The 19,319-nt window shown below is 44.4% G+C and carries 16 protein-coding genes; 1 reads left to right on the plus strand and 15 read right to left on the minus strand.

Annotated elements, in window-relative coordinates:
- Positions 1 to 12: 12 nt before the first annotated feature.
- The 6 genes from hemL to hemA are packed head-to-tail and all read right to left on the minus strand — an operon-like array spanning position 13 to position 6,254.
- Positions 13 to 1,302, minus strand: coding sequence for a glutamate-1-semialdehyde 2,1-aminomutase (gene hemL / locus D0466_RS08525; RefSeq protein WP_117322065.1), 1,290 nt, complete (start codon positions 1,300 to 1,302; stop codon positions 13 to 15).
- Between the two features lie 35 nt (positions 1,303 to 1,337).
- Positions 1,338 to 2,327 carry a porphobilinogen synthase gene (gene hemB, locus D0466_RS08530; protein WP_117322066.1) on the minus strand — a complete coding sequence of 330 codons (990 nt, stop codon included), beginning with the start codon at positions 2,325 to 2,327 and terminating at the stop codon, positions 1,338 to 1,340.
- Positions 2,324 to 3,127: a uroporphyrinogen-III synthase gene (locus tag D0466_RS08535; RefSeq protein ID WP_117322067.1), complete on the minus strand. Its 804-nt coding sequence runs from the start codon at positions 3,125 to 3,127 to the stop codon at positions 2,324 to 2,326. The genes hemB and D0466_RS08535 overlap by 4 nt, the downstream gene beginning before the upstream one ends.
- Complete coding sequence (gene hemC / locus D0466_RS08540) at positions 3,127 to 4,059, minus strand: hydroxymethylbilane synthase (protein WP_117322068.1); 933 nt, start codon at positions 4,057 to 4,059, stop codon at positions 3,127 to 3,129. Before hemC ends, D0466_RS08535 begins: the two co-directional genes overlap by 1 nt.
- 9 nt (positions 4,060 to 4,068) lie before the next feature.
- Complete coding sequence (locus D0466_RS08545) at positions 4,069 to 4,902, minus strand: cytochrome C assembly family protein (protein WP_117322069.1); 834 nt, start codon at positions 4,900 to 4,902, stop codon at positions 4,069 to 4,071.
- A gap of 8 nt (positions 4,903 to 4,910) precedes the next feature.
- Positions 4,911 to 6,254, minus strand: a complete 1,344-nt coding sequence (gene hemA / locus D0466_RS08550; RefSeq protein WP_117322070.1) for a glutamyl-tRNA reductase — start codon at positions 6,252 to 6,254, stop codon at positions 4,911 to 4,913.
- A 292-nt stretch (positions 6,255 to 6,546) separates the two neighbouring features.
- On the opposite strand from hemA, the gene D0466_RS08555 reads away from it, so the two are divergent.
- Complete coding sequence (locus tag D0466_RS08555; RefSeq protein WP_117322071.1) at positions 6,547 to 7,032, plus strand: LiaI-LiaF-like domain-containing protein; 486 nt, start codon at positions 6,547 to 6,549, stop codon at positions 7,030 to 7,032.
- Positions 7,033 to 7,058: 26 nt separating this feature from the next.
- Here D0466_RS08555 and D0466_RS08560 read toward each other — a convergent pair whose 3' ends face one another.
- The 9 genes from D0466_RS08560 to leuC form a co-directional block, all read right to left on the minus strand.
- Positions 7,059 to 7,796, minus strand: a complete 738-nt coding sequence (locus D0466_RS08560; protein ID WP_117322072.1) for an NAD-dependent protein deacylase — start codon at positions 7,794 to 7,796, stop codon at positions 7,059 to 7,061.
- A 50-nt stretch (positions 7,797 to 7,846) separates the two neighbouring features.
- Positions 7,847 to 8,428, minus strand: coding sequence for a ribosome biogenesis GTP-binding protein YihA/YsxC (gene yihA, locus D0466_RS08565; protein WP_117322073.1), 582 nt, complete (start codon positions 8,426 to 8,428; stop codon positions 7,847 to 7,849).
- Positions 8,425 to 10,746 (minus strand): endopeptidase La, encoded by a 2,322-nt coding sequence (lon, locus tag D0466_RS08570; RefSeq protein ID WP_117322074.1) that lies wholly within the window; start codon positions 10,744 to 10,746, stop codon positions 8,425 to 8,427. Before lon ends, yihA begins: the two co-directional genes overlap by 4 nt.
- Positions 10,747 to 10,988: 242 nt before the next feature.
- Positions 10,989 to 12,650, minus strand: coding sequence for an ATP-dependent protease LonB (lonB, locus tag D0466_RS08575; protein ID WP_117322075.1), 1,662 nt, complete (start codon positions 12,648 to 12,650; stop codon positions 10,989 to 10,991).
- 192 nt (positions 12,651 to 12,842) lie between these two features.
- The gene (gene clpX, locus D0466_RS08580) at positions 12,843 to 14,111 is read right to left on the minus strand and encodes an ATP-dependent protease ATP-binding subunit ClpX (RefSeq protein ID WP_117322076.1); all 1,269 of its coding nucleotides are present in this window, start codon (positions 14,109 to 14,111) and stop codon (positions 12,843 to 12,845) included.
- A 458-nt stretch (positions 14,112 to 14,569) separates the two neighbouring features.
- A complete protein-coding gene (gene tig, locus D0466_RS08590; RefSeq protein ID WP_117322078.1) occupies positions 14,570 to 15,862 on the minus strand; it encodes a trigger factor in 1,293 nt (430 codons plus the stop codon).
- A gap of 181 nt (positions 15,863 to 16,043) precedes the next feature.
- On the minus strand, positions 16,044 to 17,072 hold the full coding sequence (locus D0466_RS08595) for a tetratricopeptide repeat protein (protein WP_117322079.1): 1,029 nt from the start codon (positions 17,070 to 17,072) through the stop codon (positions 16,044 to 16,046).
- Between the two features lie 178 nt (positions 17,073 to 17,250).
- Positions 17,251 to 17,850, minus strand: a complete 600-nt coding sequence (gene leuD / locus D0466_RS08600) for a 3-isopropylmalate dehydratase small subunit (RefSeq protein WP_117322080.1) — start codon at positions 17,848 to 17,850, stop codon at positions 17,251 to 17,253.
- Between the two features lie 39 nt (positions 17,851 to 17,889).
- The gene (gene leuC / locus D0466_RS08605) at positions 17,890 to 19,311 is read right to left on the minus strand and encodes a 3-isopropylmalate dehydratase large subunit (RefSeq protein WP_117322081.1); all 1,422 of its coding nucleotides are present in this window, start codon (positions 19,309 to 19,311) and stop codon (positions 17,890 to 17,892) included.
- Between the last annotated feature and the right edge of the window lie 8 nt (positions 19,312 to 19,319).

Raw genomic sequence — 19,319 nt, forward strand, 5'->3', positions numbered from 1 at the left:
CTTTGAAATATATTATCCTTTTAACTTCGAAAACGCCTTTTCTGCAGCTGCAATCGTTTTTTCAATATCATCATCCGTATGCGCGGTGGAAAGGAACAGACCTTCGAATTGGGATGGCGGTAGATAAACGCCATGTTCCGCCATTTCTCGGTAATACGTTCCGAAGAAATCCAAATCCGAACTTTTAGCCGTTTCATAATTGATGACATCTTCATTTGTAAAGAACATCCCGATCATGGAGCCTGCACGGTTAAAGGTATGCGGGACACCGTGCTTCTTCGCCGCCTGCCCGATGCCTTGTTCAAGCATATCTCCTTTTCGTTTGAATTCCTCATAGACTTCAGGAGTCAACTGGCTTAATGTTTCTAGGCCAGCCGTCATCGCAAGCGGGTTTCCCGATAAAGTGCCCGCCTGATAGATTGTCCCGCTTGGGGCGATTTGCTCCATGATTTCTCTTTTGCCACCAAAAGCTCCTACCGGCAGGCCGCCGCCGATTACTTTCCCAAGGCATGTAAGGTCCGGTGTAACGCCAAAGTGTCCCTGTGCACAGTTATAGCCCACACGGAACCCGGTCATAACCTCATCAAAAATCAACAGGGAGCCATTGTTGCTGGTCAGCTCGCGAAGCCCCTTAAGGAAGCCTGGCAGAGGAGGGACGACACCCATATTGCCTGCGACCGGCTCAACAATGATACAGGCGATGTCATCGCCGAATTGTTCAAACGCATATTTTACGCTTTCAATGTCATTATAGGGAACGGTGATCGTATTCTTGGCAACACTCTCTGGTACACCGGGGCTGTCGGGCAAACCCAGGGTGGCAACGCCTGAACCGGCCTTTATCAGCAATGAATCCCCATGGCCATGATAGCATCCTTCAAATTTCAAGATTTTATTGCGTCCGGTATAGCCGCGGGCCAAGCGAAGGGCGCTCATGGTTGCTTCGGTTCCGGAAGATACCATGCGAATCATTTCAATGGAAGGAACCCTTTCAATCACAAGCTGCGCCAGTTCATTTTCGACTAACGTGGAAGCCCCGAAGCTTGTTCCGGTTTCGGCTACTTTTTTCAAGGCTTCAACGACTCTGTCATTGGAATGGCCCAGGATTAACGGTCCCCACGACAGGACATAATCGATGTATTCATTGCCATCGATATCGTAAATTTTTGAACCCTTGCCCCGCTCCATGAAAATCGGATCCATATCCACCGACTTAAAGGCCCGTACCGGACTGTTGACACCTCCGGGCATAAGGTCTTGTGCTATGGTAAAGGCCTTCTTTGATTTTTCATATGACCGCATAATTCGCATCCCCTTTCATTTTAAGGCATATATGATTACTTTTGCTCATCCAGCCAGCGGGCAACATCCTTGGAATGATACGTAATGATTAAATCCGCACCGGCCCGTTTCATGCCTGTCAGCATTTCCATCACGATTGCCTTTTCATCAATCCAGCCATTTTGGGCTGCTGCTTTAATCATGGAATACTCGCCACTTACGTTATAGGCTACAACCGGCAGACTGAAATTATTTTTCACGTCACGGATAATATCCAAATAAGAAAGCGCTGGTTTCACAATCAGGAAGTCCGCTCCTTCCATTACGTCGGATTCCGCTTCACGGAATGCCTCGATACGGTTTGCCGGATCCATCTGGTAGGTTTTGCGGTCGCCAAATTGCGGAGCCCCATTGGCTGCTTCACGGAACGGTCCGTAAAATGCGGATGAATATTTTACGGCATATGACATAACCGGTATATCATGATAACCGGCTTCATCCAGCCCGGCACGGATCGCTGTAACGAACCCGTCCATCATATTCGACGGAGCGATGATATCCGCACCTGCTTCAGCTTGGCTCACAGCTGTTTTGGCAAGAAGATCCAGGGATCTGTCATTCAGGATCTTTCCATCCTCCACAATGCCGCAGTGGCCGTGGCTTGTATATTCACAAAGGCATGTATCTGCGATGACGATGACATCCGAAAACTCTTTCTTAATAAATCTGGTTGCTTTCTGGACCAGCCCGTTATGATGGAATGCTCCTGAACCTTGTTCATCTTTATCATGTTCATGCGGGACTCCGAAAAGAATGACTGACTTAATGCCAAGGCCTGTCACTTCCTCCATTTCCTCATTTAGGTTATCCATTGAAATCTGGAAAACACCTGGCATGGATGAAACCTCATTCTTCACTTGCTCTCCATCAATGATGAAAATCGGGTAAATCAAGTCTTCTTTATGAAGGTATGTCTCCCGCACTAAAGCCCTCATGTTTGCACTGGAGCGCAATCGGCGGTGGCGATTAAACTGAATGTCTTTCATACCCTTTCCTCCTCTTGGTTCTTAACTTCTAAGTATTGTATCAAGCTGTCTATCATTGCTTTAGCAGTATAATCTGTGTCAGGGCACACATGGACAACCAGGCCCAGCTTTTCAGCTGTTTTCTTTGCTATCGGCCCGATACACACGATAATGGGCTCCCCGGCTTCCATTTGCAAACCATGCTTGTTTACGACGTTCATAAAATGATTTGCCGTTGACGAGCTGGTAAATGTAACAATATCAATTGTCCGATTACGGAGCAGGCCGGCAAGCCGTTGTTCGCTTGCCTCAGGGAAAATTGTCTCATAAACGATGATTTCCTGGCACTCTGCTCCCAATCGGCTGATTTCCTCCCATATGACGGAACGGGCCAGATTTCCTTTAGCCACCAGCACCCTGTCATTCTGTTTAACCAGACGGACAAATTGCTGTGTAAAAGCTTCGGCTACGAATTCATCAGGCAAGAAATCCGCCCGGTATCCAAACTCCGCAAGCGCTTGCTTAGTTTTACTCCCGATTACTGCAATTTTGGGCATTTTACCAGGGTGTTCCGTTTTTCCCTCCAATTCGAAGAAATATTTTACTCCGTTTTGGCTTGTAAAAATAAGCCAGTCATATTGATTAAGCTGTCCGATATGTTTTTTCACACTTTGCTGGTCCTTTGGCAGGGCAAAATCAATCAGGGGAACCGCATAGGGATTCCCTCCAAGAGCAGCAATGGTTTGGCTAAGGCTTTCGGACTGCTCCTCCCCTCTTGTTACAAGGATGTTATATCCTTGAAGAGGTTTGACGACACGCATTACTGGCCGAGCTCCTCTTTTACACGGTCAATTAATTCCTTCGCGCCTTTATTGCTTAACACGGCGGCTGCTTCATTCCCGACACTGACCGGATCATTTCCTTCTATTATTTCTTTATATATCGTGTTTCCATCAGGAGAGGCGACAAGTGCCGAAAGGGAAACAGAACCGTTGTCTTTCACCGTTGCGTATCCGGCTATGGGCACTTGGCATCCGCCCTCCATTTTATCAAGAAAAGCCCTTTCCGCCTCAACAGCAAGCTTTGTTTTCTCACATGTCAGTTTCTTAAGCTCTGCCAAAAGCTCATGATCATCTTCTCGGCACTCTATAGAGAGTGCTCCTTGTCCCACCGCTGGCAGGCACAGGTCGGTGTCAAGGAATTGTGTCACTACTTCTTGTTTCCAGCCGAGGCGCGATAAACCTGCGGCCGCCAGAATGATCGCGTCATAATCTTCGTTGGCCAGCTTTTCCAACCGTGTGTCCACATTTCCGCGGATCCATTTGATTTCAAGGTCCGGCCTGTTCGCAAGAAGCTGTGCGCTACGGCGAAGGCTGCTGGTCCCAATAACGGAACCTCCCTTTAGCTCGTCCAATGGAATATGATTCTTTGAAATTAAGGCATCCCGGTGGTCTTCCCTCGGAGGCACACAGCCGATTGTCAACCCATCAGGAAGCAAGGCAGGCATATCCTTCATGCTGTGGACCGCCATATCTATTTCCTTGTCAAGCATCGCCTGTTCGATTTCTTTGACAAAAAGGCCTTTTCCGCCCACTTTTGCTAGTGTAACGTCTTGTATTTTATCACCCTTTGTGACGATTTCCTTCACTTCAAACTCGAAAGGTACGCCAAGCTTCTTAAGCTCGTTGATGACCCAATTCGTTTGGGTGATCGCTAGTTTGCTCCGTCTGGAACCGACAATAATTTTTCTCATGGTTTCCTCCTATGTATACCAGAAGTGGAATGTTGAAAGGCTCCCAAACAGGGAGAAATTAATGATGACAACTAAAAATGAACCAATATTCCAAAAAGCGAGCGTCTTTCCATACATTTGTTTCCGAACTTTTAAATATAAATACACGCTATATGCTGTTAAAACAATAAAGGAACCGATGATTTTCGGATCATACCAAAATAGGTCAGGAACTTTTAAATGGGCCCATTGCAAGCCAAGAATAAGGGCCAGTACTAGCATTGGAACCCCGATAACCGCCAGTACGTAAGACATGTGTTCCAATTTTGCGAGATCCCCCAGCCTCATCAGCCTCTTTCCCCACTTTTTCCTTTTCAAAAGGTCATATTGTATGAGATATAGCAATGAAAAAACAAATGAAAGCGAAAATGCCCCATAGGAAAGGATCGCCATTGTAATGTGAATAAGCAGCAGCTCTGACACAAGCTTTTCAGCCAGTACTTCTGATTCAATCTGTACCGGTGCAAAAGTATGCACCGCCATCACGATAAAACCGAGAACATTGGTAAAAAACACAATAAAATCGACGCGCAGCAGCCGGTTGATCACAAGTGACAGTGTAATCAATATCCAGGCATAAAAATAAAGCCCTTCGAATATGGTAAGTACGGGAAATCTCCCCGTTTCCAACATATACAGAAATAAAAAAATTGTTTGAAGAAGCCAAACAATTGCAAGCAGCCAGAAGGCAAAGCGATTTGCCTTCTGGTTATTATTCAGAAAATCAATAAAGTATAAGAGCACACTCAACGCATATAAAATCACGGTGGCTTCGTGCAATCTGGTCATCATGAGTTCCAGCATATCTACCTCTATACCCTTGCCGCAGCGTGATTCAATTGTACGGTAACCGGATTTTTGGCTGCAGAAGGCTGCGTCTGTTCTTCAACCAATTCCTCCAAGTTGAAAACCTTCACGAATCGGCTCAATGCCTCATTGACATCCGGATCGCCAGCCAATTCTTTGGCATATAGAATCGGGTCTTTAAGCATCTGGTTAATGATGCTTTTTGTATGCTTATTCAATACTTTTTTGTCGCGCTCACTTAGATGCGGGAGCTTTCTTTCAAGGCTGTTCATTGTTTCTGCCTGGATGGCCAGTGCTTTGTCACGGAGAGCGGATATCACCGGGACCACGCCTTGCATGTTAATCCATTGATTAAACTCGACGATTTCAGACTCAATCATGATCGAAATTTTTTCAGCAGCGGTTTCACGCTCCTGAATATTTGCCTGCACGATTCCTTCCAAATCATCTATATCATAAAGGAAAACATTTTCATATTTTGCCAGTTCGGGATCCAAATCCCGAGGTACTGCAATATCGACCATAAAAATCGGCCGGCCTTTTCTAAGCTTGTTTACATTCGCCATCATTTCTTCAGTAACTACAAAGTCCTTGGCACCTGTAGAAGTGATTAAGATATCTGTATCCACTAAAGCACATTGCAGTTCTTGAAGCTTCTTGGCATGGCCTGAAAAACGTTGAGCAAGCGCAATCGCTTTTTCATGGGTGCGATTGATGACAGTGATGTTGTCGGCACCATTGCTGTGAAGGTTCTGGATTGCAAGCTCACCCATTTTCCCTGCGCCGAGGATCAGCGTATTCTTGCCGTTCAGGCTGCCAAAGATTTTTTTGGCAAGTTCGACTGCCGCATAGCTTACAGACACGGCGTTTGCATTAATTTCCGTTTCGGCATGCGCCTTTTTTGCCAAAGTCAAGGCTTGCTTGAACAAGTGGTTAAACACAGTGCCGATCGTTCCTTCATCCTGTGCAGCCATAAAGCTCGAACGGACTTGTCCAAGAATTTGCGTTTCGCCGAGCACCATAGAATTCAATCCGCAGGCAACCTTAAACAAATGTTCAATCGCTCCGTCGCCTTCATAAACGAAGAGGTACGGAGAGAATTCTTCCTTTTCAATTTGGAACCATTCTGAAAGAAATTCTTTTATATAATACCTTGATGTATGGATTTGATCAGCTACTGCATAGATTTCTGTCCGGTTGCAGGTGGAAACGATGACATTTTCAAGAATGCTTTTTTTATTTTTAAGGGCCTTCATTGCATCCGCAAGTTCGGCCTCGGTAAATGACAATTTTTCACGTATTTCTACAGGGGCAGTTTTAAAGTTTAGTCCTACCGCTAGAATATGCATTTTTTGTTACACCCCCAAAATATAAATGTATACCTATGACATTATATCATTTTCTGTTTACTTTATATGAAAAAAATATGAACAGTTCTTGAATTGTGAACGTGAGGTCTCATCCGCCGGTTCCTGACAGGCTAATGCAGACTAAGAAAAAAATTTAGACTATTTCCACCTGAAAGTTTATGATATATAGTATGCAAAATAGATGATATTTCGACAATCCACTTCAAAAGTACCATATCAAATAACATGGATAACTTCAAGTATCTAAACTGGCGCACATCAGGAGGCATAAATGAAAGCACAACGGATTTTTCCCGGAACCATATTAATTGGCTTTGGGCTTTATTTTTTTCTGGAAGAGTCCAGGATCGAAATCTTTTCCGGATTTTATACGTGGCCAACCTTACTGTGCATTGTCGGCCTTGCTTTTTTAAGCCAGGCATACGGCGGAAATGACCATGAAGCCATCTTGCCGGGTGTGATCTTATTTGGGTTTGGCCTGCATTTCCACATAGTGAACAAATACCGGATATGGCCTGACAATGTCGGCATTTTCATTCTGATTATCTCACTTGGCTTTATTCTGCGGGCAAAAAAAACAAACAGTGGAATGATTCAGGGTATCCTATTATTAGTGATTGCCATTTCATCCTTATTTTATGACAAAGTCATTTCCTGGTTGGGTTTTCTTGAGACAGGCGTTACAACCGGCCTTAAATTGTGGCCGGCATTATTGGTTGCGGCTGGCCTTTATTTCTTATTTATCAAAAAGAAGTGAGGGCCCGAAAAACCGGGCCCCGTCATTCACCTCGATAAGGCTTCAAAGACAGTACCCAGCCTTTCTTCTATAATCAAATCAAAATAACGATCCATGATGGTCGGTTCATTGTTTAGCAACCCCCGTAGCGGGACGTCTGCCAAACTTGCGATTGAGGGAAACATATTGACGGGAGTGACAGAAAGGGATGTTCCCATAACCAGGAACAAATCCGCATCCATTACGCTTTTTTCAGCTTCCTCCCAACCATGTATCTCATCCCCGTATAGAACGATATCCGGGTTCAAAACCCGTTCACAATCCTTGCATACCGGCACTTCCATATTCATGATATACGTAAAATCATAAATCCCGCCACACTTTGGGCAAGTGGCGCTGGTAACGGCCCCATGTACCTCAATCACATTTCTGCTGCCTGCTTTCTGATGCAGGCCGTCCACATTCTGGGTGATAATCGTGACATTTTTCCCTTTTCTTTCAATTCCGGCAAGAAATGTGTGTGCAAGACTAGGCTGATAGGCATGTAATTGCCCCAAGTGAAAAATCCTCTTGTATTTCTTCCAAAATTCCGTGGGCTGTCTGTTAAAGTAGGGACGTGAAAGGTAATACTCGATCGGTTCCTCTCCTGCAAAAATCCCTTCATCAGAACGAAAATCCTTCAGGCCGCTTTCCGTGCTTACACCTGCCCCGGTCAATACAGCAATCCGTTCAGATTTGTCAATCCAGTCTTTTAGCATATTGATTTGTTCCTCGAATGAACTCACTATGCATCCCTCCTTAAAGAAAAAAGAAGACAGGGAAAGCCCCTGTCTCCTTACATAAATGATTGTAAAGCACTCCACGCCTGTTCTTTCCCAAGTCCGGTTTCGCCGGAAAATAAGATCAATTGGTCATCTGGATCCACATCCAACGTTTCTCGGACCACCTTTAAGTGCTTTTGCCACTTTCCTTTCGGGATCTTATCCGCTTTCGTGGCAATTATGATACAGGGAAGCTCATGATGCTTTAAAAAATCGTACATCATCACATCATCATTGGAAGGGGGATGGCGCAAATCAACGATCAGTAATGCCGCACGCAATTGTTTACGGGAAGTAAAATAGGTCTCTATCATTCTTCCCCATGCCGCCCGCTCTGTTTTTGACACTTTGGCATAGCCGTAGCCAGGAACATCCACGAAATGTAATACATCATTAATGATATAAAAATTAAGGGTCTGTGTCTTGCCTGGCTTGGACGAGGTCCTTGCCAGGCTTTTCCGGTTGATCATTTTGTTGATGAAACTGGATTTTCCGACATTTGAACGGCCGGCCAAAGCAAATTCAGGAAGCGGATCGGTTGGATATTGTTCAGGCTTTACAGCGCTGATCACAATATCGGCACTTGTAACCTTCAATCCTTGTCACCTGCCAATGCATGCTCGAGAACTTCGTCCAGATGGGACACAGGGACAAACTCCAATTCATTTCGGACGCTTTCCGGAATATCATCTATATCCTTTTCATTATCCTTGGGCATGATGACTTTCGTTAAACCGGCGCGATGGGCGCTCAATGATTTCTCCTTCAGGCCCCCGATAGGAAGTACTCGCCCGCGTAATGTAATCTCGCCAGTCATGCCAACTTCCTTGCGGATGGGGCGCCCCGTAAGTGCTGAAATCAGGGCAGTCGCAATCGTGATGCCGGCGGACGGGCCATCTTTCGGGACAGCTCCCTCAGGCACATGAATATGGATATCATGGTTTTCATGGAAATTCGGATCGATATTCAATTCCTCTGTCTTTGAACGTATATAACTAAAGGCTGCCTGCGCGGATTCCTTCATGACATCCCCAAGCTTCCCGGTTAAAATTAGTTTTCCTTTACCAGGGGACAGGGACACCTCTATTTGCAGGGTATCACCGCCTACTGTGGTATAGGCAAGCCCGGTTGCGACTCCAACCTGATCCTCAAGCTCTGCCTGCCCGTAACGGAAAATCCGTTTGCCAAGGAAATCCTCAATGTTTTTATCATTGATAACCACTCGCTTTTTTTCTCCAGAAACGATGATTTTTGCAGTTTTCCGGCAAATGCTCGCAAGCTGCCGTTCAAGGCTTCTCACGCCTGCTTCCCTTGTGTAATACCGGATGATCGCCATAAAAGCATCATCCCGGATTTGGAGCTGGGATTTTTGCAGCCCGTGCTTTTCCATTTGGCGTACCAGCAAATGATCCTTTGCAATGTGGAGCTTTTCGATCTCCGTATAACCGGCAATGGAGATAATTTCCATACGATCCCGCAATGGACCCGGTATCGTTGCCAGATTATTTGCAGTAGCGATGAACATAACATTCGATAAATCGTATGCTTCTTCAATATAGTGGTCACTGAAATTATGGTTTTGCTCCGGATCCAGCACTTCCAGCATTGCAGAAGAAGGATCGCCCCTGAAGTCATTCGACATCTTATCGATTTCATCCAGAAGGAAAACAGGATTCACCGTTCCGGCTTTTTTCATGCCCTGGATAATCCTTCCGGGCATCGCGCCGACATATGTCCGTCTATGGCCGCGGATTTCAGACTCGTCGCGGACCCCACCTAGGGAAATCCTGACAAAATTGCGGTTTAAGGAGGACGCGATTGATTTTGCAAGACTTGTTTTACCGACTCCCGGAGGTCCGGCAAGGCATAGGATTGGTCCCTTTAATGAATTGGTAAGTTGCTGAACGGCCAAATATTCCAGTACCCGTTCTTTTACTTTCTCCAATCCATAGTGTTCTCGGTTTAATATTTTTTCCGCTTTATGGATGTTCAAGTCATCCTTTGTTGCATTCGTCCATGGAATAGAGACAAGCCAGTCAATGTAATTACGGATGACTGCACTTTCCGCGGAGCTTGCAGGGATCTTTTCATAACGGTCGAGTTCTTTGAACGCCGTTTCTTTCACATGCTCAGGCATTCCTGCAGCCTCTATTTTTTCGGTAAGCTGTGCAATCTCGCCGGTTTTTCCTTCTTTATCGCCAAGTTCTTTCTGGATTGCTTTCATTTGTTCGCGCAGATAGTACTCCTTTTGGGTCCTTTCCATGGAGCGCTTGACCCGCTGCCCGATTTTCTTCTCCAGATTCAAGACTTCTTTTTCATTATTGATGATTTCAATGACGCGGCTAAGGCGCTTCTTCACATCGATTGTTTCCAGGATCTCTTGCTTTTCCTTAAGTTTTAACGGCAGATGCGACGCGATGATATCCGCAAGCCTTCCGGGCTCCTCAATATCGGCAGTCGATGAAAATGTTTCAGCGGAGATTTTCTTGGACATTTTTATATATTGTTCAAAATACTCCAAAAGCGTCCTCATTAGCGCCTGATGCTCAATCTCTTTTTCCGTGCTGTCTTCATATATTTCAAGCTTGGCGGAAAAATGCGTATCATTATCATAGAACGAAGTTATTTCCGCCCGGTTCAATCCTTCCACCAAGACACGGATCGTACCGTTTGGAAGCTTTAACATCTGCTTTACCTTCGTCAGTGTTCCCATTTTGTATATATCATCTTCACCTGGTTCATCCAGGGAAATATCTTTTTGTGTCGTTAAAAAGATAAGATGGTCTTCCACCATTGCTTTTTCAAGAGCCTGTACAGATTTCTCCCGTCCGACATCCAAGTGCAGCACCATTGTCGGATATACAAGCAATCCTCTAAGCGGCAGGAGGGGGACGATGATTTCGTTATCAGCCATTGCCTGACACCTCCACTCATTATCGCATCGTCTTAATTACTATTAAATTTTACCAGCCAAGCCAGTCTTTTAACAATTCTATCCTATTTGAAAACAAGTGTCTATTGTTTCATCCACACTTATTTTCCCTCTATTATGTACAAAAAAACCGTTAAAAGCACGTAATTAACCTTGAAGGCCATTTGTCATAGACAACCGGGCAAATCTCAGGAAGAAAACCCCGGCATCAACCGAGGCAATCGTTACACACTTTCTTTTTTCGAGCTTATTTGCGGCAATATCTCTTCAGGGATCAAATCTTTCTTCAAGGCTTTTTCGAATACCTCTTTTATGTTTGTCACCGGGATGATTTCTATGCCTTGCATTTCCTCAAGGATCGATTGCATATTATCAGAAGGTATAATGACGGTCTTCGCCCCTGCCAATTTTGCAGCCCTTACCTTGGGGACAACCCCGCCTACAGGTTTCACATTGCCATGTATGCTGATTTCACCTGTCATGGCAATTGTATGGTCAACAGGTATTTTATAAATGGCTGAATAAATGCCTGTTGCCATCGCTATTCCTGCTGATGGGCCGTCAATCGGTACCCCGCCGGGAAAGTTTACATGAATATCAAACTGGTCAGCAGGAACTCCCATGGCACGGAGGACCGTGATCACATTCTCAATTGATCCCTTCGCCATACTTTTTCTGCGTACCGACTTTCCTTGGCTGCCAATGCTTTCTTCTTCAACAATCCCGGTAATATTGATGCTCCCTTTTTCCTGTGCAGGCAAAACGGTAACCTCTAATTCAAGAACAGAACCGCTGTTTGGACCTTGTACTGCCAATCCATTTATTAACCCCACCCTGGGCTTTGGAGCAATTTTCCGTTCAAGCCGTGGAGATAGCTGGCTGCTGAGCGCAATCCATTCAATGTCTTCATCCTTTATAAAGGACCGATTTTCTGTAATGGCGATACCGGCCAGAATTTGCACCATATTCACGGCTTCCCTGCCGTTCCGGGCATATTCAGAAACTATTTCCAGCCCTTTATCACTAATTGATAATTTCACTTTGTCTGCCGCATTTTTAGCAACCTCGATGATTTCTTCCCTGTCCAATTCACGAAAAAAAACTTCCATACAGCGGGACCTAATTGCCGGAGGGATTTCATTCGGCGTCCTTGTCGTCGCACCAATAAGCCGAAAATCAGCCGGAAACCCATTTTTGAATATATCATGTATATGTGTCGGTATGTTTGTGTTTTCCTCCTGATAATAAGCGCTTTCGAGATAAACCTTGCGATCTTCCAGCACCTTCAGAAGCTTATTCATTTGGATTGTATGAAGTTCTCCGATTTCATCAATGAATAAAACGCCGCCATGTGCATTAGTGACCGCACCTTGTTTCGGCTGGGGTATTCCCGCTTGGCCCATGGCTCCTGCCCCTTGATAGATCGGGTCGTGGACAGAACCAATCAACGGGTCCGCTATCCCTCTTTCATCAAATCTGGCGGTGGTTGCATCAAGTTCAATAAAGATAGCTGATTGTTTAAAAGGGGATTTGGCGTTTCTCTTTGCTTCCTCGAGGACCAACCTCGCCGCAGCAGTTTTTCCTACGCCCGGGGGACCATATATCAGAACGTGCTGAGGATTCGGTCCGCATAAGGCGGCTTTCAAAGCTTTAATTCCATCTTCCTGGCCAATTATATCCGTGAAGGAGGTAGGCCTGACCTTTTCCGAAAGCGGTTCCGTTAATGAAATCGACCGCATTTTCCGCAGCTGTTCCATTTCTTTTTTCGATTCGCGGTCAATGGTTACTTTTTGCGTTCTTTGTCCTTTTAACAGATTCAAAAAATATAATCCGATGATAATCCCGAAAAACAATTGGATAAACAATGCTATGCCTGTCCAGCTCATCACAATCCCTCCTGCATTCCCTTGTATGTGGTAATTGGTAGTATCTCCTTGTATGAATGGAATTAATCCAACTTTTTGGGACGGAGAATAGGGACCGGTGCTCATTTGGCGGGCATGAGCAAAAAAGCTGCCTTGGTTACTGGCAGCTTTTTTTGATACTATTCAGGCAGCATGAAAATTTTTCATCAAAAGTTATGCAGAAGTTTTCTTACCCTCGCCTTTGATTGTCGTGCCGTCGGTCAAAATCAATTTTGGCGGCTTATTGTCCTTAACGGTTTCAGCGGTGATGATGCATTTATCGATGTCATCACGAGAAGGAAGATCAAACATCACTTCAAGCATGATTCCTTCAATGATGGAACGCAATCCCCTGGCTCCCGTTTTCCGTTCAATTGCCTTCTTTGAAATTTCAACCAATGCTTCTTTTTCAAACTCAAGCTCGACATCATCCAGCTCAAGCATTTTTTGGTACTGTTTTACGAGAGCATTTTTTGGTTTTGTAAGGATTTCAATCAATGCTGCCTCGTCTAATTGCTCAAGCGTAGCAATAACCGGAATACGACCGATGAATTCAGGAATCAGGCCAAATCGCAATAAATCTTCAGGAAGCACTTTAGACAGCAATTCCTTTTCCTTTACATCATCTTTCTTGATATCGGTACCGAATCCAATGACTTTCTGCCCTAAACGGCGCTTGATGATAGGTTCAATGCCATCAAAGGCCCCGCCACAAATGAACAGGATATTCGTTGTGTCGATTTGGATGAATTCTTGATGGGGATGCTTACGGCCTCCCTGCGGTGGTACGCTTGCAACCGTTCCTTCAAGAATTTTCAATAAAGCCTGCTGTACACCTTCCCCAGATACATCACGCGTTATAGACGGATTTTCCGATTTACGGGCTACCTTGTCGATTTCATCAATATAAATGATTCCTTTTTCTGCTTTCTCAACGTCATAATCAGCAGCTTGAATCAACTTCAGAAGAATGTTTTCAACATCTTCCCCTACATAACCGGCCTCAGTGAGAGAAGTTGCATCTGCAATCGCAAACGGAACGTTCAATAAACGAGCCAGTGTCTGAGCAAGAAGGGTTTTACCACTTCCCGTAGGTCCGATCAAAGCAATATTACTCTTGGAAAGCTCAACATCATCGACCTTGCTGTTGGAATTGATCCTTTTATAGTGATTGTAAACCGCAACCGCGAGGGATTTTTTGGCCTGCTCCTGTCCAATCACATATTCATCAAGGATTTCCCTGATTTCTTTCGGTTTCGGAACATCCTTGAATTCAACTTCTTCTTCAGTCCCAAGCTCTTCTTCAACGATTTCCGTGCAAAGCTCAATGCACTCATCGCAAATATATACACCCGGACCTGCTACCAATTTACGGACTTGTTCCTGGGTTTTGCCGCAAAAAGAACACTTCAGCTGCCCTTTTTCATCATTAAATTTAAACATGAACTTTCACCCCTTTTAAACTCTTCCACTCTATACATAGAGAAGGGAATAATTCGATAAATCTAAAAATTCTCCTTCTAAGTAAGCATTTTTTATTTGAAGGTATGAATTGCATTGTAGCACGTTCTGAGTAAATTTGTAACAAAAATGCTTTACCCCATGTAAGTTGTCCAATATACCCAAGAAAAAAATCACTAATATGTATTTTGCCCTCTACCAGCATTCCCAAACCTTTGGAAATGAAAAAATAGAGATAATGTATAAATATGTATATGCCGTATTAGAATAAATCTACACTGAAAACCAGAAAAAATCAAACAGGTAATTCGAATTGGTCTGGAGTGGCATATAAAGAATTCTGTCGTTATTTGTTACCTATTTTTTGGAAGTTCTTATGTATAAAACAAGGCACGATAATTCGCGCCTTGTCCGTTATCACTCATTGGTTATGCTAAGAATTATTTTGCTTCTACAGTTTTGCTGTTTTCAACAAGGAATTCAATCGCCTTGCGGATACGCAGGTCAGATTTTATGCCATCTGTGCTTCCCAACGCTTTTTTAATTGTTTCAACATCCATGTTGTACATTTCAGCCATTTTCGCAACTTCGGCATCCACATCTTCTTCAGATGCTTCAATGTTTTCAGCATCGGCAATTGCTTCCAAAGTCAGGCTTGTACGCACGCGGCCTTCAGCTTCTTCTTTCATTTGCGCTCTCAATGCTTCTTCATCCTGTCCGGAGAACTGGAAGTATAATTCCAGGTTCATACCCTGGGATTGAAGGCGCTGCCCGAACTCATCCATCATGCGGTCCACTTCGTTTGAAACCATTACCTCAGGAAGGTCGATTTCAGCGTTCGCAGCAGCTTTTTCTACAACTGTATCCTGGATGTGGTGCTCTTGTTCATGCTTCTTGTCATGCTCAAGGTTTTTCTTTAATTTTTCCCTTAATTCAGCCAATGTTTCAACTTCTTCATCGACATCTTTCGCGAACTCATCGTCCAATTCAGGAAGCTGTTTTGTTTTGATCTCGTGAACCTTCACTTTAAATACGGCAGGCTTGCCAGCAAGCTCTGCTGCGTGGTATTCCTCAGGGAATGTCACTTCGACCTCTTTTTCAGCTCCTGTTTCAAGGCCCACTAATTGCTCTTCAAAGCCCGGAATAAAGGAGTTGGAACCAATTTCAAGGGAATAATTCTCTGAAGCTCCGCCCTCAAATGCTTCTCCGTCAACGAATCCTTCGAAATCGATCACTACTGTGTCGCCGTTCTCAGCTGCGCCTTCTTCCCGGATTACAAGCTCAGCATGGCGCTCAAGTTGGGATTTCAACTCATTTTCAACATCTTCATCAGTAACCTCATTGTCGAACTCCTCAACCTCAAGCCCTTTGTATTCGCCTAATTTAACTACTGGCTTAACGGTAACAGTCGCCTTGAAGATTAAATTCTGTCCTTTTTCCATTTGGTCGATATCAATCTCAGGGCGGTCAACCGGGCTGATTCCAGCTTCCTCGACAGCATCCGCATACGCGTCTGGAAGAATGATATCAAGTGCATCCTGGTATAAAGATTCTACCCCGAACCTCTTTTCGAACATTTGGCGAGGCATTTTGCCTTTACGGAAACCAGGTACATTCACCTGTTTTACAACTTTTTTAAATGCAGCGTCCAAGCCTTCGTTAACTTTTGCTGCGTCTACTTCAACTGTAAGAACGCCTTGGTTCCCTTCTTGCTTTTCCCATTTAACAGACATGTGTTTCCCTCCAAAAATCTATATACTTCATAAATTAGCAGTTGGATGAATCTGCTATGTAATCACTTAACAAGTCATCCTTCATATAAACCCAACAGTTTGGGATCCGTTGTGTTTTGTACTGGGTATATTACAACCCCTACATTATATCATAGGATCCCAAGGTTTCAACAGCAATCCGTCAAATTATCGGGTAAGAAATTTCTTCAATTTCCCTCATATATGAAACAATATTCCTTACAGATTCAACCTCAATTCGATAAATACCTGCAAATTGTTCTATTTCCGGATCCATCCCCTGATACTCTTCCGCCAGTATTTGGTAAGAGACTGCCCATTCCAAATAATGTCCCTTGGACGGATCATTAGGGTAGAAAATGAAATTATGCCTTTCAATTAAACTTGTAACCATCTCAAGAAGTGTTGGATTCTCCTGCCCAAGGTGTGCTTCAGCAAGCCCTGAAACCTCCACAAAAAATGGACTTTCCAGCACGTCCCCCAGGCTTGAAGGGATGAATCTTGCCCTTTCATTAAACTTCAATACCTCTACTTCTTTGTCATATTCCTGTTCCCTCAAAATATTAATCAGCAATGTCTTATAAAATGGATTGGCGTTTTCCTCTAGCAAAAAACGTTTGATTTCCGGTACATAAGGCCTGACGTTCACTTCTGTAAGCCTGGAAATCGTGCGCAGGATCCCGCTTTCCGTTTTTTCTTCAAACAAACCCTCTTTATTGATTTCGTGATGGATTTTTTCTTCCTTTATGATTTCCTGGCTTTGTTTTTCTTCCAATACACGTTCGCTGAATTGGAGCATTTTCTCAAAGTGCTCGATTTTATCAGGAGGAATATGGTCATCTTCGAGCAAGGCCCTGATGGTGGAGGCCATTTCCTCATGCTCGTTCAATTGAAGGAGCACCATTAAATAGATATTGACGACCTGGAAATAGTCTCCTATCCCCTTGTTCAAGAGTTCCTTGCATAGACCCTTTGCCTCCGGGTAATAGCCAAGTTCGACAAGGGATACGACCAATCCTACGTTTAAATCTGGGTTTTCAGGTTCAAGGTCCCTAGCCTGTGAAAAAAGCGAGGCAGCCTGCCTGAAATCCTTTTTTGCTAGATGGTCCAAACCTTTATCAACCAGCCGTCCGGCAAGATTGGGAAACAGAATGATATTATCTTTCTTCGACTGTTTTTCATTTCCGCTCATCGGCAACTCCGCCTCATTTTTTCTCTTGTAATGAAAATCAGTTTAGCATGGTTTGGAGGGAAATACAAAATTATACCGATGCCTTTCATTTAGCTTTGCACGGCCATGAAATGAAAAAGGCTGCACAGCTTATGTGCAGCACTGTCATCCCTGTTTCTCGATTTCTCAGACATATATTTTAAATAGTAGAAACCGGGCTTTCCCTATTTTCATATTCATCAATCTGCTTGCCATATTTCAATGTAATAGAAATTTCATCCCAGCCGTTAAGAAGCATCTCTTTCCAGTAAGGGTGAATGTCAAACTTGGCAGTGAATCCTTTATTATCCGAGACAGTCTGCGATTTAAGGTCTATGGTAATCTCATGGCCCTCCTGCTCTGCCGCATCCATTAAATTTCGTACTTCTTCCTTTTTCAATGCAATGGGAAGCATTCCATTCTTAAAGCAATTGTTTTGAAAAATATCCGCGAACGAAGGAGCAATGACAATATCAAACCCATAGTCCTGAAGCGACCATGGGGCGTGCTCCCGTGAAGAACCGCAGCCAAAGTTTTCCCCGGCAATCAATATGCCCGCCCCCTTATTTTGAGGCTGATTCAATTCAAAATCCTTTCTTTCATTTCCTTCACTGTCGAAACGCCAATCAAAAAATAAGAACTCGCCAAATCCGGTCCGTTCAATCCTTTTTAAAAACTGCTTCGGAATGATCTGGTCAGTATCGATGTTGGCCCTGTCGATTACAGCCGCTTTGCCTGTATACACTGATATAGGTTTCAAGTGTATTACACCTCCTGTTTCCCTCTTTGGATTCCCTTCTTAATAAGCCAGCTCAGCCTGCCCACGGCTCCCTCTTAGTTCACGAATATCTACAAACTTGCCATGAAGTGCTGCGGCTGCCGCCATTGCCGGACTCACAAGGTGGGTGCGTGCACCACTTCCCTGCCTCCCCTCGAAATTACGGTTGGAGGTTGATGCGCAATGCTCTCCCGCAGGCACGATATCCGGGTTCATGCCGAGGCAGGCGCTGCACCCAGATTCTCTCCATTCAAATCCTGCCTCAATAAATATCTTGTCAAGCCCTTCTTCCTCTGCCGTTCTCTTAACGCTTTGGGAACCGGGGACAATCATCGCCTTTACTCCCTCATAAACCTTCTTGCCTTTTACAACTTCTGCAGCTTGTCTCAAATCTTCAATTCGTGAATTCGTACATGACCCTATGAACACATGCTGTACAGGGATTTCGGTAATGGGCATGCCTTCAGATAATCCCATATATTCTAGAGCGCGCTGAAGAGATTTATCAGCTTCTTTGTCTTCCTTATGATTTGGGACATGCCCATCAACCGGGCTTGCCATTCCCGGATTTGTGCCCCAGCTGACCATTGGGGAAATTTCACTGCCATCAATGACAATCTCAGTATCGAACATGGCTCCTTCATCGCTGGCCAGGCTTTTCCAGTCCTGTACATATTTCTCGAATTCTTCACCTTTGGGTGAATGCTTTCTTCCTTTTAAATAGGAGAAAGTCGTTTCGTCAGGGCTGACCAGTCCGGCACGGGCTCCCCCTTCAATCGACATATTGCAGACTGTCATTCTTTCTTCCATCGACATATTTCTTATAACGTCTCCGCAATATTCGATAATATGGCCGGTTCCAAAGTTGACCCCATATTTTGAGATCACATATAAAATCACGTCCTTCGCAGTGACTCCATTTCCTAGCTTGCCGGTGATTTCAAGTTTAAGCGTTTTAGGCTTTGTCTGCCACAGGGTCTGAGTAGCGAAAACATGCTCGACTTCACTCGTTCCGATACCGAAAGCAATGGTCCCGAAAGCCCCGTGCGTTGATGTATGGCTATCCCCGCATACAATAGTCATCCCCGGTTTAGTTAGGCCCAGTTCAGGGCCAATGACATGGACGATTCCCTGGTCAGGGCTGTCAAGGTCAGCAAGCGTAATGCCAAATTCCTTGCAATTCTGTTCAAGGGCGGACAATTGTTTTCTGGCAATTTCATCTTTTATGAAATATCGTTCAATTGTAGGCACATTATGGTCCATCGTGGCAAAGGTTTTATCGGGCCTCCTTAACTTTCGCCCTTTCAAACGCAAGCCTTCAAATGCTTGCGGCGATGTCACTTCATGGATATAATGCAAATCGATATACAATAGATCCGGTTTATTTTCTTCCTGGTAAACGATATGCCTGTCCCAAATTTTTTCGATGATTGATTTCTTCATGGCTCCAC

The sequence above is a fragment of the Peribacillus glennii genome, from assembly GCF_003429105.1.
In the GTDB taxonomy this organism is placed as follows: domain Bacteria; phylum Bacillota; class Bacilli; order Bacillales; family DSM-1321; genus Peribacillus; species Peribacillus glennii.

Excerpts from the sequence above, each read along its gene's own strand:
- hemL (WP_117322065.1), bottom strand. The coding sequence starts at position 1,302 with ATGCGGTCATATGAAAAATCAAAGAAGGCCTTTACCATAGCACAAGAC.
- hemB (WP_117322066.1), bottom strand. The coding sequence starts at position 2,327 with ATGAAAGACATTCAGTTTAATCGCCACCGCCGATTGCGCTCCAGTGCA.
- D0466_RS08535 (WP_117322067.1), bottom strand. The coding sequence starts at position 3,127 with ATGCGTGTCGTCAAACCTCTTCAAGGATATAACATCCTTGTAACAAGA.
- hemC (WP_117322068.1), bottom strand. The coding sequence starts at position 4,059 with ATGAGAAAAATTATTGTCGGTTCCAGACGGAGCAAACTAGCGATCACC.
- D0466_RS08545 (WP_117322069.1), bottom strand. The coding sequence starts at position 4,902 with ATGCTGGAACTCATGATGACCAGATTGCACGAAGCCACCGTGATTTTA.
- hemA (WP_117322070.1), bottom strand. The coding sequence starts at position 6,254 with ATGCATATTCTAGCGGTAGGACTAAACTTTAAAACTGCCCCTGTAGAA.
- D0466_RS08555 (WP_117322071.1), top strand. The coding sequence starts at position 6,547 with ATGAAAGCACAACGGATTTTTCCCGGAACCATATTAATTGGCTTTGGG.
- lon (WP_117322074.1), bottom strand. The coding sequence starts at position 10,746 with ATGGCTGATAACGAAATCATCGTCCCCCTCCTGCCGCTTAGAGGATTG.
- lonB (WP_117322075.1), bottom strand. The coding sequence starts at position 12,650 with ATGAGCTGGACAGGCATAGCATTGTTTATCCAATTGTTTTTCGGGATT.
- clpX (WP_117322076.1), bottom strand. The coding sequence starts at position 14,111 with ATGTTTAAATTTAATGATGAAAAAGGGCAGCTGAAGTGTTCTTTTTGC.
- tig (WP_117322078.1), bottom strand. The coding sequence starts at position 15,862 with ATGTCTGTTAAATGGGAAAAGCAAGAAGGGAACCAAGGCGTTCTTACA.
- D0466_RS08595 (WP_117322079.1), bottom strand. The coding sequence starts at position 17,072 with ATGAGCGGAAATGAAAAACAGTCGAAGAAAGATAATATCATTCTGTTT.
- leuC (WP_117322081.1), bottom strand. The coding sequence starts at position 19,311 with ATGAAGAAATCAATCATCGAAAAAATTTGGGACAGGCATATCGTTTAC.